At 34.2% G+C, this 17296-nt stretch carries 13 protein-coding genes; 9 read left to right on the forward strand and 4 right to left on the reverse strand.

Annotated features, from left to right (window positions below; genetic code table 11):
• Window positions 1–105 precede the first annotated feature (105 nt).
• On the reverse strand, window positions 106–1056 hold the full coding sequence (locus EV145_RS18380; RefSeq protein WP_133526658.1) for a GSCFA domain-containing protein: 951 nt from the start codon (window positions 1054–1056) through the stop codon (window positions 106–108).
• 352 nt (window positions 1057–1408) lie between these two features.
• On the opposite strand from EV145_RS18380, the gene EV145_RS18385 reads away from it, so the two are divergent.
• Window positions 1409–3154: an ABC transporter ATP-binding protein gene (locus EV145_RS18385; RefSeq protein WP_133526659.1), complete on the forward strand. Its 1746-nt coding sequence runs from the start codon at window positions 1409–1411 to the stop codon at window positions 3152–3154.
• Between the two features lie 85 nt (window positions 3155–3239).
• Here EV145_RS18385 and EV145_RS18390 read toward each other — a convergent pair whose 3' ends face one another.
• A complete protein-coding gene (locus EV145_RS18390; RefSeq protein WP_133526660.1) occupies window positions 3240–3617 on the reverse strand; it encodes a GxxExxY protein in 378 nt (125 codons plus the stop codon).
• Between the two features lie 191 nt (window positions 3618–3808).
• Window positions 3809–6439 (reverse strand): alanine--tRNA ligase, encoded by a 2631-nt coding sequence (gene alaS / locus EV145_RS18395; protein ID WP_133526661.1) that lies wholly within the window; start codon window positions 6437–6439, stop codon window positions 3809–3811.
• Between the two features lie 258 nt (window positions 6440–6697).
• Here alaS and EV145_RS18400 point away from each other — a divergent pair, with 258 nt between their 5' ends.
• From EV145_RS18400 to EV145_RS18435, 8 genes are all read left to right on the forward strand, one after another.
• Window positions 6698–7675: a peptidoglycan DD-metalloendopeptidase family protein gene (locus EV145_RS18400; protein WP_133526662.1), complete on the forward strand. Its 978-nt coding sequence runs from the start codon at window positions 6698–6700 to the stop codon at window positions 7673–7675.
• A 46-nt stretch (window positions 7676–7721) separates the two neighbouring features.
• Window positions 7722–8054, forward strand: a complete 333-nt coding sequence (locus EV145_RS18405) for a MerR family transcriptional regulator (RefSeq protein ID WP_053470537.1) — start codon at window positions 7722–7724, stop codon at window positions 8052–8054.
• 34 nt (window positions 8055–8088) lie between these two features.
• Window positions 8089–8673: a LemA family protein gene (locus EV145_RS18410; RefSeq protein WP_133526663.1), complete on the forward strand. Its 585-nt coding sequence runs from the start codon at window positions 8089–8091 to the stop codon at window positions 8671–8673.
• 57 nt (window positions 8674–8730) lie between these two features.
• The gene (locus EV145_RS18415) at window positions 8731–9168 is read left to right on the forward strand and encodes a TPM domain-containing protein (protein WP_133526664.1); all 438 of its coding nucleotides are present in this window, start codon (window positions 8731–8733) and stop codon (window positions 9166–9168) included.
• 3 nt (window positions 9169–9171) lie between these two features.
• Entirely contained in the window at window positions 9172–10002 is an 831-nt protein-coding gene (locus EV145_RS18420; protein ID WP_133526665.1) for a TPM domain-containing protein, read from the forward strand.
• Window positions 10003–10111: 109 nt separating this feature from the next.
• Window positions 10112–10525 carry an RrF2 family transcriptional regulator gene (locus tag EV145_RS18425; RefSeq protein ID WP_026730483.1) on the forward strand — a complete coding sequence of 138 codons (414 nt, stop codon included), beginning with the start codon at window positions 10112–10114 and terminating at the stop codon, window positions 10523–10525.
• 250 nt (window positions 10526–10775) lie between these two features.
• Complete coding sequence (locus EV145_RS18430) at window positions 10776–13322, forward strand: TonB-dependent receptor (protein WP_133526666.1); 2547 nt, start codon at window positions 10776–10778, stop codon at window positions 13320–13322.
• Window positions 13323–13488: 166 nt separating this feature from the next.
• Window positions 13489–14226 carry a DUF2490 domain-containing protein gene (locus EV145_RS18435; protein WP_133526667.1) on the forward strand — a complete coding sequence of 246 codons (738 nt, stop codon included), beginning with the start codon at window positions 13489–13491 and terminating at the stop codon, window positions 14224–14226.
• Between the two features lie 224 nt (window positions 14227–14450).
• Here the strand turns inward: EV145_RS18435 and EV145_RS18440 are convergent, their stop codons facing one another.
• Entirely contained in the window at window positions 14451–17207 is a 2757-nt protein-coding gene (locus EV145_RS18440; protein ID WP_133526668.1) for an outer membrane beta-barrel protein, read from the reverse strand.
• Window positions 17208–17296 lie beyond the last annotated feature (89 nt).

Here is a 17296-nt window from a genome sequence, read left to right on the forward strand (position 1 = left end):
TAAAACTTTGCGCCTTTGCGTCTTTGCGAGATTAAAAAAGGTCTGTTTTAATAGCTTAAAATAATCTCGCAAAGACGCAAAGGCGCAAAGAAAAATCACTTTAACTTAGAATTTGATTTGTGGAAGTTTATCTCCTAAAAGGTTTATTTTTTGTTGAAGTTTCGCTAAGAATTTTTGATACTGTTCAGATTCTGGATTGAAGCTTCTGTGACGCAGACTTTTTTGAATTTCATCAACTTCCTGCATTATCGAAATGCTTTCCTCAGTAACATAATTTTCGCTGAAAAGTTTCCAGATATAATCAATCGCTATTTGGTTGGGATGTAGCATATCTTCAGTATAAAAACGATAATCGCGAAGTTCATCCATCATGATTTCGTAGGAAGGGAAATAGTTGAAAGTCGAAAGTCGAAAGCCAAAAGTCTGATGAAGCGCCGTAAATAAATGTGATTTACTTAATTGGTTTTCAATAAATCCGTCTTTTATGTGACGCACTGGCGAAACAGTAAAAATGAAGTTTATATTTGGATTTAAAGTCTGAATTAAACCGATAGTATTTTGGATGCTTTTCTGAATTGTATTAACTGGCAATAATTCTTTTTCGAATTGTTTTTGAGGGACTTTATGGCAATTGGCAACAATCTCATCACTTTCCAGATTTCTGTAAACCCAAGACGTTCCGTACGTGATAATAATGTGTGTTGCTTCTTTTAATTGCTTGTTAGTTTCTGAAATTGCTTTATTTAAAGTTTCTAGTAATTCTTGCCTGTCAGAATTGCTTAGATCTGAATGTACTTCAAAAGAATGCCAGCGTTCGTTGTGAAAGAAAACATCTTTTTCTGTAAACCAGTTTTCATTAACTGTTCTCTCCATTACTTTCTCAATTGAAACCGGATTAAAAATAATTCCAAACGGATTTGTTTCATTCTGAAATTTAAAGTAATCGAATTTCTCCGCCATATTTTCTGCAAAACAAGAACCAAACGAAAGCACTTTCGAATTATAATCGATTGGATTATTGGATTTTGATAGCGGAATTTGGGTTCTGAATTGCATATTTATGAATTTTAAACAAAGTTAAAGATTACTCACGACTCTCTTTTAAAATTGCGAAGAAAAAATCGCGCAAAGTCGCAGAGTCGCAAAGTGTATTGTGTATTGTGTTAAATTTAAATTTAAATTTGAAACAATGGCTTATTTTAATTTGCTTGTATAATAAAAACCACACAGTTAAAAACTTTGCGACTCTGCGACTTTGCGTGAAATTGATTAAAGCAATAAAAGCTTAAAAAAACTTTCACCATAAACAAACTCCTTAAAAAAAAATTAGGTTTTTAATAACAAAAATCAACTTCACAAACCCAAACAATTCCTTACTTTTGCATCTTCCACTTTTCTAAAAAATCATATGAAATTATTATATTCTTATATAATCAAACACAAAATGCTTCTCTTTTTTGCTTTGATTATGGCCTCAATAAACATTTGTTTCAGTTTATCAGATTCTATTATTACCGGTAAATTAATGCAGGATTGCGGTGTTGGTTTGCACAAATATGAAGGAAACGCAGCTGGTTTTATCAAATCTTTATCATTCTGGCTTGGCCTTTCGCTTGGTGCCGCGATGATTTCCAGAATCACCAAAAACTTTCAGGATTATTTCACTAATGTGGTGATTCAGCGAACTGGTGCTCAAATGTATACCGACGGAATTAAAAAATCACTAGACTTGCCTTATGCCGAATTTGAAGATCAGCGAAGCGGTGAAACTTTGAGCAAATTGACTAAAGTACGTTCCGACTCTGAGAAATTAATTACGCTTTCGATTTCTTTAATTTTTCAAACGATCATTGGTTTCATATTCGTAATTGTGTACGTTGCCCGAATTGATTTTCGGATTTCACTTATCTTTTTGGTAACAGCACCAATTATTGCTTTAGTAAGTTCTTATCTGGGCAAAAAAATCAAAGTGGTATCGAAAAAAATTGTAAATCAGACGAATGCTTTGGCCGGTTCAACAACAGAGAGTTTGCGAAATATTGAATTGGTAAAAAGTCTTGGTTTAACGTATCAAGAAGAAAAGCGTCTGAACTTAAATACTTTCAAAATTTTACATCTTGAATTAGAGAAAGTCCGTTATATCAGAAGTTTAAGTTTTATTCAAGGAACAACAGTTCACTTTTTAAGAACTTGTGTCGTTTTCACTTTATATTATTTCCTTTTTGGAGGAAAAATTATTGTAGGCGACTTATTGACGATGGTTTTCTTTACTTTTTTCATTTTTGGTCCACTGCAGGAACTTGGAAATTTTATTATTGCAGTTAATGAAACCAAAGTTTCGATGGAAAATTTCAAAACCTTATTAAGCGCTCCGAAAGAATACCGTCCGAAAGATCCAAAACATGTTGGAGCGATTCAGTCTTTGCTATTTTCTAACGTAAGCTTCAAACATAAGACCGCAAAATTTAAAGCGGTTGAAAATATTAATTTTGAAATTAAACAAGGCCAAACTGTTGCCTTTGTTGGCCCGTCGGGTTCCGGAAAAACGACTTTGGTCAAATTATTAGTTGGATTATATACGCCAGCTGAAGGTCAAGTTCTATATAACGATATTGATTCGACAGAAATTGATTTATTAGATTTAAGAAAACAATTAGGTTTTGTAACACAAGATGCACAATTATTCTCTGGAACTATCCGCGAAAATCTTTTGTTTGTAAAACCAAATGCAACCGATGAAGATTTATACAATGCCCTGAAAAGAGCAAGCTGTGAAAAATTATTAAGACGCGCCGAAGATGGTTTAAACACTACAATTGGCGAAGGCGGAATCAAAGTTTCGGGCGGAGAAAAACAACGTTTATCTATTGCCAGAGCGATTCTTAGAAACCCAAATTTATTGATTTTTGATGAAGCAACTTCTGCTTTAGATTCTATTACGGAAGAAGAAATTAATGCTACAATCCGAAATATTTCAGATAAAAACAGAATTACGGTTTTAATTGCACACCGTTTATCAACTGTAATGCACGCTGATAGAATTTTTGTCTTGGAACAAGGTAAAATCATTGAGCAAGGAAAACACGAAGATTTAATTGTCGAGAAAGGATTGTATTATGCTATGTGGCGCCAACAGATTGGTGAACGTAAATAGGAGCCTTTTTTAATCTCGCAAAGACGCAGAGTCGCATAGTTTTTTTATAAGCTTTACGACTCTTCTTTTTTATTTAAGTTTTTTATTAAAGATTTGAAACTACTCTTTTTATACCGAATTTGATAATTGGTACGTTAAAGTTAATTAGTAAGCCTAACTTCATTTTTGTGATTTTAAGATACGTTAATACTTGTTTCGCGTGAATATCAGTCAGTTGTTCAATTGATTTAATCTCTAGAATTACTTTATTTTCAACTATCAAATCCGCTCTAAATCCAATATCTAGATTTATTTGATCCCAAATCACGGGTAAAGTTTTCTGTCTTTCCACACTTAATCCTCTTTTAGTTAATTCATGATGTAGAATTGCTTCATAAACAGATTCTAACAAACCCGGTCCTAATTTTACATGTATTTTGTAACAAACATCAACCACAACAGCTGAAATTTCATTCTCAGTCATTTTTAAAAATTTAAAGTATAAACTTACAAAAATAAAATTTAAAAAAACTTTTCGACTCTGCGTCTTTGCAAGATTAAAAAAGTATTCTGCCTCCAAAACATAATCCTTAGTAATTAAATTAACGCAAAAAAAAAAGTCGCAAAGCATAAAATACTTTGCGACTCTGCGTCTTTGCGAGATTAAAAAAAAACTTACTTCACAAACTCAACAGCCTTAGCCAAAGCCTCAGCAATTCCGTCAACATTTTTACCTCCTGCAGTTGCGAAGAAAGGTTGACCTCCTCCACCACCTTGGATATATTTTCCTAATTCGCGAACAACCTGTCCAGCGTTTAAGTTTTTCTCAGCTACAATTTCTTTAGAAATGTAACAAGTCAACATTGGTTTGCCTTCATTAGCTGTAGCGAAAACTACAAATAGGTTATTATAAGAATTGCCCAATTCGTAAGCTAAATCTTTTGCACCTTCTGGGTTTAAATCTACTTGCTTTGCTAAGAATTGAACTCCGTTGATTTCTTGTAATTCTTTAGCTAAATCAGCTTTCATGTTTTTCGCTTTATCTTTCAATAAAACTTCCAATTGTTTTTTCAACTGCGCATTTTCATCTTGTAACGCCAAGATTGACTTTACAGGATCTTGAGCATTTTTAAGCGCTTCCTTAATTTCGTTTAAAGAAACAGCTTGTGACTCAAAATATTCTTTTGCAGCTTCACTTGTAATCGCTTCAATTCTTCTGATTCCAGCTGCAACAGCGCCTTCAGAAACAATTTTGAAATGCCAGATATCTGATGTATTTGCAACGTGTGTTCCTCCGCATAACTCAACAGAATCTCCAAATTTAATTGTACGAACTAAATCACCATACTTCTCTCCAAACAAAGCAATTGCTCCATCTTCAAGTGCCTGCTCTTTCGGAATTGCTCTTTTTTCGATTAATGGTAAACTTTCACGGATTCTTGCATTTACGAAGTTTTCTACTTCTGCCAATTCTTCATCAGAAACTTTAGAAAAGTGAGAGAAGTCAAAACGCAATGAAGCATTACGAACCATCGAACCTTTTTGCTCAATGTGAGTTCCTAAAATCTTGCGCAAACCTTGGTGCAATAAATGCGTAGCCGAGTGGTTTGATGAAGTTTTAGCTCTTTGATTTGCATCAACAACTGCATTAAAAGTTGCCGTAATATTTTCTGGTAACGATTGTGTTAAATGTATCGTTTGGTTATTCTCTTTTTTAGTATCGATGATATAAATAATATCTCCGTTTTGAGATTCTAAATATCCTTTATCACCTGTTTGTCCGCCGCTTTCTCCGTAAAATGGAGTTGCATTGAAAACCAATTGATAAATCTCACCATCTTTTACACTATCAACTCTACGGTATTTAGTAATTTTTACTTGTTGTGATAACCTGTCATATCCAACAAATTCCTGAATATCATCTTCAACAATCACATTCCAATCTCCTGCCGTAACTTTTGATGCAGCTCGAGATCTTTCTTTTTGTAATTGTAATTGCTCTTGGAATCCTTCTTCGTCTAATTTTAATCCTTTTTCCGAAAGAATCAAAGCGGTTAAATCGATTGGAAAACCGTAAGTATCATACAATTCAAATGCTTTTTTACCATCGATTGTATCTCCTTGATTATTTAAAATTACAGCATCCAAAAGAATTAATCCCTGATCAAGTGTACGTAAGAACGAGTTTTCTTCTTCGCGAATCACGTTCGAACAAAGTGCTTTTTGAGTTCTGATTTCCGGGAAAGAATCACCCATTTGCTCGCTCAAAGTTTCAACCAATTTATAAATAAACGGCTCTTTAGTATTTAAGAAAGTAAATCCGTAACGGATAGCACGACGCAAAATTCTACGAATTACATAACCAGCTCCTGTGTTAGATGGTAATTGTCCATCAGCGATAGCAAAAGCTACGGCACGAACGTGATCTGCCACAACGCGGATTGCGATATTTACTTTATCTTCTGCTTCGTTTGAAGCTTTAACAGTATATTTTGCTCCTGTAATTGTTTCGATTTCTCTAATTAAAGGCATAAAAACATCAGTATCATAGTTTGATGTTTTTCCTTGTAATGCCATACACAAACGCTCAAATCCCATTCCGGTGTCAACGTGTTGCGCAGGAAGTTTTTCAAGAGAACCATCCGCTTTACGATTGAATTCCATGAATACATTATTCCAGATTTCAACTACTTGCGGGTGATCGTTATTTACCAAACTTTTTCCTGAAACTGCAGCTTTTTCTTCTGGAGTACGCAAATCAACGTGAATTTCAGAACATGGTCCACATGGTCCTTGATCTCCCATTTCCCAGAAATTATCTTTTTTGTTCCCAAGAATAATTCTGTCTTCGTCGATTAAAGTTTTCCAGATATCCCAAGCTTCCTGATCAAAAGGAACGTTGTCTTCTTTGCTTCCTTCAAAAACAGAAACATAAAGATTCTCTTTTGGAATTTTATAAACTTCTGTCAATAATTCCCAAGCCCAGTTGATTGCTTCTTTTTTGAAATAATCTCCAAAAGACCAGTTTCCTAACATCTCAAACATCGTGTGGTGATACGTATCAATACCCACTTCTTCAAGATCGTTATGTTTTCCTGAAACACGAAGACATTTTTGCGTATCGGCTATTCTTGGGCTTTTTGGCGTTCCGTTTCCTAAGAAAAATTCTTTAAACTGGGCCATTCCCGAGTTATTGAACATTAAGGTTGGATCGTCTTTAAGCACAATAGGAGCCGAAGGAACAATTGTATGCCCTTTACTCTCAAAAAAATCTAAAAATTGTTTACGTACGTCTTGTGATTTCATGTTTTATAATGAGATAATGTGATAATGTGTCAATAAATAAATGTGTCAATTTGATAATGTGACAATTAGATAATTTTAAACCTAAAACTTATAGTTCAAAACAATAAATTACCCAATTAATACATTATCTAATTATCTAATCGACTCAATTATCTAATTGCTTTAATTCTTGAAAAAAAGGGCCGCACAACTGAAACATTTAGTAAATTTGTTCGACTAACTTATTTTACAAGCTGCAAAAATAGCGTATTTTAAAATATGGCGAAAGTAAAATATTATTACGACTCAGAAAATCTGGCTTATACAAAAATAAAAACCAGAAAAAGAATCAAAATCGGTTATGCATTGCTGTTTTTGCTGGCTTCGGCGTTATTTGGTTTTTTAGTATTTGTACTTTTAATCAACACTCCTTATTTTGAAACTCCAAAAGATCGTCTGCAGGCACGCGAAATTGAGAATTTGAAACTGCAATATGCCATTTTAAATAAAAAAATGGACGAACTTGATGATGTTGCAGAAGCATTAGAAGACAGAGACAATAATATTTATCGTGTTTATTTTAATAAAAGCGAAATTCCGGACTCGATTCGAAAAGCAGGATTCAGAGATCCGACTAAGTATAAAAAGTTAGAAGGTTATAACAATTCACAATTGGTTCTAAGTGCCACAAAACGTATTGATAAACTTTCAAAAGAATTGGCAATTCAATCCAAATCGTTAGATGAAATTTTAAAATTGGCAAGTACAAAAGGAAATTTATTACTTGCTATTCCGGCGATTCAGCCTGTTCAAAATGAAAATTTAAAACGAATAGCTTCGGGCTTTGGATACAGAATTGATCCTTTCACCAAAGTGAGAAAAATGCACAACGGAATGGATTTTACTGCAAACACAGGTTCTCCCGTATACGCAACCGGCGATGGCGTAGTAGCAAGAGCCGACAACTCTGCTTCGGGATTTGGAAATCATGTGGTTATAAGGCATGGTTTTGGATACGAAAGTTTATATGCACATTTAAGCAAATACAATTGCAGACCCGGACAAAAAGTAAAAAGAGGCGACGTAATTGGTTATGTGGGAAGTACAGGAAGATCTGAAGGCCCGCATTGCCATTATGAAGTTCATAAAGACGGAAAAGTTGTAAATCCCCTAAATTTTTATTACGGAAATATTTCGGCTGTCGAATATGTGGCAATTTCGCAAATGGCAAACCAAGAAAATCAGTCATTAGATTAATACTATAAAAAGTACTATTTTTGAAATAAATTAGAAATACAAAAACATGCATATTGAGCTTTCAAAAGATAAAAGATATTACAGTATTGGCGAAGTTGCCAAAGCTTTTAATGTCAATGCATCCTTGATACGATTTTGGGATAGTGAATTTGATATTCTGAAACCAAAAAAGAACGCCAAAGGCAACAGAATGTTTACGCCAGAAGATGTTACGAATTTACAACTGATTTATCATTTAGTAAAAGAAAGAGGTTTTACGCTCGAAGGTGCAAAAACGCATTTAAAGGAAGGCCAAAAGAAAACATTAGATAAATTCGAAATAATACGTAAATTAGAGACCATCAAAACACAATTAAACGACATTAAAAACGAATTGTAATTAAAAATAGAAATAAACTTAAATCAAAACAAATATGAAAAAGTGGTTAATCCCTGTAGGAATTATTGTAGCACTTATTGCTATTATCGCATTTTGGTCGATTGGTATTAAAAATACTGCTTTGCAACATAGCCAAGCTGTAAATAAAGAATGGGGAAATGTTCAAACGGCTTACCAAAGACGTAATGATCTTATCGGGAATTTAGTAAACACTGTAAAAGGTGCAGCTGATTTTGAAAAAGGAACTCTAACAGCTGTAATCGAAGCTCGTGCAAAAGCTACTTCGGTAACAATTGATCCAAGTAATGTAACTCCTGAGCAATTAAAAGAATTTAATCAGGCTCAAAGTGGCGTAACTTCATCATTATCAAGATTATTGGTTTCTGTTGAACAATATCCAACACTAAAGGCGAATGAAAATTTCTTAAAATTACAAGACGAATTAGCAAGTACTGAAAACCAGATTTTAACTGCTAGAACTCGTTTTAACGAAGCTGTACAAGTGTACAACGGATATGTTTTAAAGATTCCAAACAACTGGTTCTTGAGCGAATACAAAGAAAAACCATACTTTGAAGCTTCTACTGGAGCAGATAAACCTGTTGAAGTAAAATTCTAAAAATTTTAGACAACAGTTTAAAATCTAAAATCAACAATCTAAACTCTAAAATTAGTCATGTCACAAGTAGAAGATTTTTTATCCAAAGAAGATGAACAAGCCATTGTTGAAGCTATTCGTATGGCCGAAAATAATACTTCTGGCGAAATTAGAGTACATATAGAAAAAACAACTTCTAAAGCTCATTTTGACCGAGCTTTAGAAGTTTTTCATGAATTGCGAATGGATGAAACCAGACTACAGAATGGCGTATTGCTTTATTTTGCAGTTGAAGATAAAAACTTCGTGATTTGCGGTGATAAAGGAATTAATGATTTAGTTGCCAATGATTTTTGGGACTGTACTAAAGACATTATGACCAATCACTTTAAAGCTGGCAATTTCAAACAAGGTATTGTTGATGGTATTTTGAATGCCGGCGAACAGTTGAAAAAGTATTTTCCATCTCAAGAAGACGATACAAACGAATTATCTAACGAAATATCAAAAGGATAAATAATGAAAAATTCCAAAAATAAAATCTCAAATTCCAGTAGAATTTTTCAGTTTACTCTTTTGTCTTTCACGTTTTTTATCTGCAATACTATTTTTGCTCAATTTGATATTCCTAAAAAACCAGATTTTCAAACTTCTGTTTATGATTATGCGAATGTTTTAAGTTCTTCTGAAAAAAGCCAATTAGAAGAAAAATTAGTTCGTTATTCAGATTCAACCTCAACCCAAATTGTTGTTATCACGATCGAAAGCTTAAAAGGTGAAGATATTGGGATTCTAACGCCAAAATGGGCACAAGAATGGGGAATTGGACAGGCAAAAGAAGATAATGGTGTTTTAATTTTATTGGCTAAAGCCGAAAGAAAAATCTGGATTTCGCCTGGTTACGGATTAGAAGATCGCTTAACTGCTGGAATTGGCGGAGAAATCACAAGAAATATTATTATTCCAGAATTTAAAGCCGGAAGTTATTATCGTGGACTTGACAAGGGCGCTGATGCTCTTTTTGATGTTTTTAAAGGAAAATACAAAGGCGAACGAAAACAAACTAAAGGAAAAGGCTTTCCAATATTACCATTCATAGTTATAGTTGTTATTATTTTAATTCTGATTTCAAGAAATAAAAGAGGTGGCGGAGGAAATTCTGGCAACAGCGGTGGAGGCCCTAGCCTACTTGATGTTATTATTTTAAGCAATCTTGGAAGAAGCGGCGGAGGCGGTTTTGGAGGCTTCGGTGGCGGATCATCAGGAGGCGGTTTTGGCGGCGGAGGAGGTTTCGGTGGAGGCTTTGGCGGAGGAGGTTTCTCTGGTGGAGGTTCTGGCGGAAGCTGGTAAAAATTTTAAATTTCAGGTTTCTTTTGTTTCAGGTTTCAAGTTTCAAGTTTTATTAAAATATTTTAGTTAAATTTATAACTCACAATTTACAATTCATAATTCAATATAGATGTTATCACATAAAGCAAAATATGCCCTTAAGGCCTTACTTTATTTAGCTGAACAAGACGAAAATCACATTTCTAGAACTATAGAAATAGCTGATGGCGCCAACATACCAAAAAAGTTTTTAGAACAAATTTTATTAGATCTAAAACGAGGCCGTTTTGTGAGCAGCAAGCAAGGAAAATTTGGCGGATATTATCTGATAAAATCAAAAAATGACATCACTTTGGCAGAAATTCACCGATTATTTGACGGTGCAATTGCTCTTTTGCCATGTGCTTCTTTAAATTTTTACGAGCCTTGCTCTGATTGTAAAACCGAGTCTGAATGCAGTCTGCGTCACGGTTTAATGCTCATTAGAGACAAAACTTTAAAGGCTATGGAAGGCATTACAATCGCCTCATTGGTAAAGAAATAAAAAAATATTCCCTAAACCCTATCGATTTAATAGAATTTGTATATATTTGCCAAAAATAATTAACAAACCATTTACAAATTTTTAACTCATGAAAGAGCATTTCAGTTTATTAGGCGTAACCAAAAGTCTTTTGCAAGCAAATTTTAATAGTCAGTTCAGAACTGCAAAAAGCATTTCCTGTATGATGTGTATGTGTTGATAAAAAAAATTTTATTTTAAACTCTACTAATCATATATACTTAATATAAAAATGAAAAATTCGATTAAAAATATACTTACAATTATATCAGTTTTAACTTTTTCAATCTCATTTGCACAAAACATAGAAGGTGTAGTTAAAACAACTGAAAATACCCCATTAGAAGCAGCAAATGTTGTAGTTAAAGGAACTACCTCAAACACTATTACAGACGCTTCAGGAAAATTTAGTATTGATACTAAAGGAAAACTTCCTGTTACACTTTTAATTCAATACGTTGGTTATAAAACTACTGAATTAGAAATTTCCGATTTGCCTGCAACACCATTACAAATTGTTCTAAATGAAGAAAATGCGCTTGTTGAAGTTGTTGTTTCTTCACGACGCAGAATTGAAAAAGTTCAGGATGTGCCAATTGCAATTTCTGTAATTACAGGAAAGCAGGCAGAACAAACAGGAGCTTTTAATGTTAACCGTATCAAAGAACTTGTTCCTTCAGTACAGCTTTATTCTTCAAACCCAAGAAATACCGGAATCAACATTCGTAGTCTAGGTTCTCCTTTTGGATTAACAAATGACGGAATCGATCCAGGTGTTGGTTTCTATGTTGACGGTGTTTATTACGCTCGTCCTGCTGCAACAACTTTAGATTTCATTGATGTAGAACAAATCGAGGTATTGCGCGGACCACAAGGTTCATTATTTGGAAAAAACACTACTTCTGGTGCTTTCAATATTACTACCAGAAAACCAAGTTTTACTACAGGAGCTGACTTCGAAGTAAGTTATGGAAATTACGCTTTTTTACAAGCTAAAGCATCGGTTACGGGAGCTTTAGGCAAAAAAGTGGCAGGAAGAATCTCTTTCTCAGGAACACAAAGAGATGGTTTAATTGACAATATCGTTACTGGAAGACCTACAAATACTTTGAACAATCAAGGTATTAGAGGACAGTTGCTTTGGACTCCATCTGTAAATACCAATATTATTTTGGCTGCCGATATCACTACACAACGTCCTGATGGATATGCACAAGTTGTTGCAGGCGTTGCTCCTACGCAAAGAGCTGCTTACCGCCAATTTGATGCCATAATTAAAGATTTAAATTATCAGTTGCCAAGCTTAAATGCTTTTGACCGTAAAATTGACCAAGATACGCCATGGCGTTCAGGCCAAGATATGGGAGGTATTTCACTTAATATCGACACGAAAGTTGGACCAGGAACATTAACTTCAACTACAGCTTGGAGATTCTGGAACTGGGATCCATCAAATGACAGGGATTTTACAGGACTGCAAGTATTGGCAAAATCTCAAAATCCAACGAGACAAACTCAGATAACTCAAGAGGTTCGTTACGCAGGTCAGCTTTCTACAAAAGTAAGCGGTGTTGTTGGAGCGTTCTTTATCGATCAAACTTCTCAGACTGATGGTACAGAAGAATCTGGAAATGCACAATGGAGATTCTCACAAAGTACTACAAGTCCATTATGGAAAACTCCAGGTCTTTTTGAAGGATACGGAATAAAAACTGATGCAAGAATTAGAGCTTCAAGTGCTGCGGTATTTGGTCAAATTGACTGGGCAATAACAGAACGTTTGCATATTTTACCAGGTTTGAGATACAACTTTGATAAAAAAGATGCCCACTATGCCCGTAAAACTTATGGAGGTTTACAAACTAATGATCCAGCATTGCTAGCTTTGAAAAAATCTGTTTATTCTGATCAGGCATTTGACTCAAGTACAGACAATACTGATTTCTCAGGAAACTTAACATTGACTTATAAAGTTTCAGACAAAATCAATACTTATGCAACTTATGCAAAAAGTTACAAACCAGTTGGTGTGAACGTTGCTGGACTTCCAACAGATTCAAAAGGAAATCCACTACTTGATCTCGCAGTAATCAGACCTGAAAAAGTGAATCATTACGAAATTGGAGTAAAAACTTCTCCTTTCAAGAATTCAATTTTTAACCTAACGTTCTTTAATACAGATATTAAAGATTTCCAAACAAACGTTCAGGCAGCTGAATTAGGTGTAAACCGAGGATATCTTGCTAATGCCGATAAAGTACGTGTAAGAGGTGCAGAATTAGATGCAAGTTTCGTATTTAGTTCACATTTAACCGTAAATGCTGCTGCTACTTATACTGATGGAAAATATGTGAAATTTACAAATGCGCCACTTCCATTAGAAGAAACTGGTGCTCCGGTATCTTTTAAAGATGTTTCAGGAACTGATTTGCCTGGAGCTTCAAGATGGGCAGGATCATTAGGCGGTGAACTTTCAGATAATGCAACATTCTTTGGAAACAGAGGAAAAATATTTGTAGCGATCGATTCTTATGCACGTTCTGAATTTTCTTCAAGTCCTTCGGCTTCAAAATATTTAATTGTACCAGGTTATGCTATTTTTAATGCACGTTTAGGTTTCCGTGCTTCTCAAGGCTTATCTGTTCACTTTTGGGGACGCAACTTATTGAATAAAGATTACTACGAGCAATTATTGCCTGCCGGAGGTAATGCAGGACAATATGCTGGTGTAATTGGCGATCAAAGAACATATGGAGTTACTTTAAAATATTCGTTATAAAACCATTGAGTTAGTTAGTTTAAAATCATAAAAACGAGGTAAGTTTAAAAGCTTGCCTCGTTTTTTTATATTTTGAAATCACAAAATAGTACTGAAACCAAATTTTAATTTGCATTGAATCAATCTCGATTTCTATATATTCGCAACCTGAATTTATAGAGATTAAATGAAATTTCTCAAATTATTATTTTTACTGGGCTTAGTCAGTCCACTTTTATCGGCACAAAACTTAAAAAAAACAGATCAGCAGACATTAAGCTGGATACGTTATTATAACATTTTGCCTTTATCTGAAAAATGGGCGCTTCACTCTGAATTTGATAATCGGAGTTTCTTGAATCCTGTGCACGAAAATCTTTTTGTGATTAGAGTGCAGGGCCGTTTTCGCGCCAGCAAACTTGTCGATTTAGGAGGGGGTTTAGCTTTTTTTAGCGTAAATACACAAAACCCTGGCATTGACCCAAATTTTTCAGTCCCAGAATATCGAATCCAGCAAGATATTACTTTGATTAACGACATTGCAAAAATCACTTTTCACAATCGTTTCCAGCTTGAAGAACGGTTTATCGAAAAAGCCTCAAGAACCGAATTACTGGATACTTTTTCATTTGCACTTCGCTTCCGTTACAGATTACAATCGACTTTTGATCTTTGGAAAAAGGAAAACCGAAGCTTAAAAGGCACTATTTCAGATGAAGTGATGTTCAATTTTGGAAAAGATAACAAACTAAATACTTTTGATCAAAACCGCTTTTACATTGCACTTCGCTATCATTTTAATCCCAATCTAGGTTTGGAATTAGGTTACTTAAAAAACTTTCAAAGACGTGCAAGCGGTGTAGATTTTTATGATCGAGATATAATTCGCTTTACTGTTTATCATCGAATTGACAAGAGGTTCTGAGGGACTGAGGGACTGAGATGCTAAGGCTCTAAGATACTGAGATGCTAAGGTTCTAAGATACTAAGGCTTTAGTTTTAGAGATAAAAAAGCGTATAAATCAAATTAGAATTTGATTTATACGCTTTTTCAAAACCTTAGCACCTTAGCATCTCAGAACCTCAGAACCTTAAAAAAAAAAGCCTTAAAGAGACGCACTATCATGCGTCTCTAAAGAAAGACAAAACCTACTCCTCTCTTTCTCGGCCTCTTTTCTTGCCTTTTTCATTTCCTGCAAAATTTCCGATTTTGTAGGCTAATGAAAACATTACATATCTTTTTAAAACTGTATTTTCTTCATCACGGATTGATGTAGCCGAAATTGTTCTTGTGGCACTTTGATTCTGATTTAAAACATCATATACTTTTACTTTCGCATAAAGCTTCTTGTCGAAAAAACCATAAGATAAACTAGTGTTCCATAGGTAAAAATCTTTTTTGAAATCACTCGAAATATTCGAATTGTAAGTATATCCAAAGTCATTTCCAAAAATCAATTTATCTGGCCAGTAACTCGTTGTTTGCAAATTAATTCGATGCACAACATTTGAAGTCGCGTCACGTGTATAGTTTTCGTACTTTGTTTCATTATAGGACAAACTGTACGAAGGTGCAATAACCAGCAAATCGCCATATTCATATGATAAATAAACCTTTGGCGTTACAGCAGTAGATTTTGCATTGTACAAAACTGCATTTGTATAACCTTTATCAAAATTGTAGCTTCCGTTTAGCTGCAGACCATATCGAAGTGTGTGCGCATCTCTTTTAACCGACTGGTTCCAGTTTCCTCCGACAGAAAAAGTATAAGTATCAGACAAATTCACATAAGTTGTCGTTCTTTTTCCGCTGTCGTCATAAAATGAAGTAGAATAAATATCATTTGCATAATAATCTCCTCGGGCATACAAACTATAGCCAGAACGCGTGCGGAAATCGAAATTTCTAAAACTGAAATTGGCACTGTTTTTTTCTATTGGAGTCAGGTTTGGATTTCCGATAATTGTATTTAACGGATTGCTCAAATTAGCGACTGGCAGTAAAAAACTCGAAGCAGGAAGCGTGTTGGAATAATCGTATTTAAAAGTCAAATTCTTTGAACGGCTAAACTTATACCTAAACTGTGCTGTAGCATAAGGAAGTGCATATTTCTGATTCAAATCTGTTGCTTTTCCCAAATAAAACGCATGGTTATCATAATCAATAATTGACGTTTTTGTATCCAGATTTATCGTGTATTTATTCTTTTGCAACGTAATTCCAACTTTTGGGCTAACCGAATTTTGCTTCGAAGTCGTATAAGTTGTCAGCGACTCATTTATTTGAGAATACGATTGCGAATTGCCGTCGAAATCAAATGTTTTCTGATCTTTTATTTCTTTTTGCCAATCAAAATCAGAACCAAATCTAACACGCAGTGAATCTGTAATTGGCTCCGTATATTCAATATCTAACGAATAAGCATCGTTAACATTATCGTTTCTGCTTTTTTGATTTCTTTCATCATTTGGTTTATTGTCCTGATAAAAAATAGTTTCCGAAACGTTTATTCCGTCTGTAATTGCATCGGTATTATTATTGTCAAAAACAAAACTCAAATTACGGTTCTTTTTCTCAAAAACTTTATTAAAATTAAGTGTGTTTGCAAAATTTGTTGACGTATTTTCTCGGTGAGAAACTGCAGTACTTTCGTTTAAAGGCTGACCATTTTCATCTTCAGATGAACTAGAAGAAGCCGAATCACTATCCACTCTTGTTTGATTGAATTTTGGCGTAAAAACAATTCGCGTTTTAGGATCCAATTTGTATTCAAATTCAAAATTGGCTTTATTTCCTGTATTTTCATTTCTAGTTTTAGAATCTGAAGCAGTCAAGATATTTCCAGTTGGCAAAAAACTTAACTGATTTGCCTTGCTGTCGTTATTGGTAATTGTATTCGAAAAATTATAACTTCCCGTAGTTGCAAAATCTTTAAACCAATCATCAGAATAATTAACTCCTGCCAAATTTGACTGCGTAATTCCCTTACCGCTGGTACTGCTAGGCTGATTTGTACTGTTATTTCTTCCGCCTCCCATATTATCAAAAACATCATCCATCGAGAATCCGGTCGAATTAATATTATTTGATGAAGCCAAAACACTAATCTTCTGATTATTATTAAAGAAATTCATAATCAAACTGCTTTCATAGCGATCATCAGAACCATAGCCGGCAAGCGCTTTTCCGAAGAAACCTTTATTTTTCTTTTCGTCAATCGTGAAGTTAATAGATGAATTGTCTGAGCTTGATTCCTGTTTTGCCAATTCTTCTTTCTTGGTTTTAAAATCAGAAACCTGAACTTTTTTAATTATTTCGGCTGGCATGTTTTTCAATAACATCTGTCCATCTTTATCAAAAAATGCTTTTCCGTTCACTAAAAACTGAGTGACTTCCCTCCCATTTACAGTCACTTTCCCGTCATTATCAACATCGACGCCGGGCAATTGCTTTAATAAATTTTCGACATTTGCATCTGGCCTGACTTTAAAAGCCGAAGCATTAAATTCTAAAGTATCTTTTTTAACAGCAACCGGAGGCGCTTCTGTTTTAATAACAACATTTTCTAAAGCATTTATATTTTCCGTTAAATACAGTTTTCCAAAATCCTTGCTTTCTACCAATTCTTTCTGTTCTTCAACCAAAGTTTGGTAACCCATATAGTTGACTTTCAAAAAAACAGGTTTGTTGATTTTTTTTGTATTTATTCTGAAAACACCATTTTTATCGGTAGTTGCATATTCAATTACAGCAGAATCCTTTACGGTTGTAAAATATACGGTAGCCATTTCAAGCGGCACCTGTGTGTTAAGATCAACAACAGTTCCTTTAATGATAATATCATTTTGTGCATTGGCAGCGACGCAAAAAAGAAAAAACAGTAAATAAGAAAAATATCTGGTCATAATTGGTTAGTTAGAACCAATAAGACCTAGAAACAAGTCAAAGGTTTAATTAAATATTTAACAATTAAAGCGTATTTTGTTTAGAAGCA

Origin of the sequence: Flavobacterium sp. 245 (assembly GCF_004362055.1) — a bacterium.
Classification (GTDB): Bacteria; Bacteroidota; Bacteroidia; order Flavobacteriales; family Flavobacteriaceae; genus Flavobacterium.

Coding starts and splice junctions, on each gene's coding strand:
- EV145_RS18400 (WP_133526662.1), top strand. CDS start 6,698: ATGGCGAAAGTAAAATATTATTACGACTCAGAAAATCTGGCTTATACA.
- EV145_RS18385 (WP_133526659.1), top strand. CDS start 1,409: ATGAAATTATTATATTCTTATATAATCAAACACAAAATGCTTCTCTTT.
- EV145_RS18405 (WP_053470537.1), top strand. CDS start 7,722: ATGCATATTGAGCTTTCAAAAGATAAAAGATATTACAGTATTGGCGAA.
- EV145_RS18380 (WP_133526658.1), bottom strand. CDS start 1,056: ATGCAATTCAGAACCCAAATTCCGCTATCAAAATCCAATAATCCAATC.
- EV145_RS18435 (WP_133526667.1), top strand. CDS start 13,489: ATGAAATTTCTCAAATTATTATTTTTACTGGGCTTAGTCAGTCCACTT.
- EV145_RS18410 (WP_133526663.1), top strand. CDS start 8,089: ATGAAAAAGTGGTTAATCCCTGTAGGAATTATTGTAGCACTTATTGCT.
- alaS (WP_133526661.1), bottom strand. CDS start 6,439: ATGAAATCACAAGACGTACGTAAACAATTTTTAGATTTTTTTGAGAGT.
- EV145_RS18420 (WP_133526665.1), top strand. CDS start 9,172: ATGAAAAATTCCAAAAATAAAATCTCAAATTCCAGTAGAATTTTTCAG.
- EV145_RS18425 (WP_026730483.1), top strand. CDS start 10,112: ATGTTATCACATAAAGCAAAATATGCCCTTAAGGCCTTACTTTATTTA.
- EV145_RS18390 (WP_133526660.1), bottom strand. CDS start 3,617: ATGACTGAGAATGAAATTTCAGCTGTTGTGGTTGATGTTTGTTACAAA.
- EV145_RS18415 (WP_133526664.1), top strand. CDS start 8,731: ATGTCACAAGTAGAAGATTTTTTATCCAAAGAAGATGAACAAGCCATT.
- EV145_RS18440 (WP_133526668.1), bottom strand. CDS start 17,207: ATGACCAGATATTTTTCTTATTTACTGTTTTTTCTTTTTTGCGTCGCT.
- EV145_RS18430 (WP_133526666.1), top strand. CDS start 10,776: ATGAAAAATTCGATTAAAAATATACTTACAATTATATCAGTTTTAACT.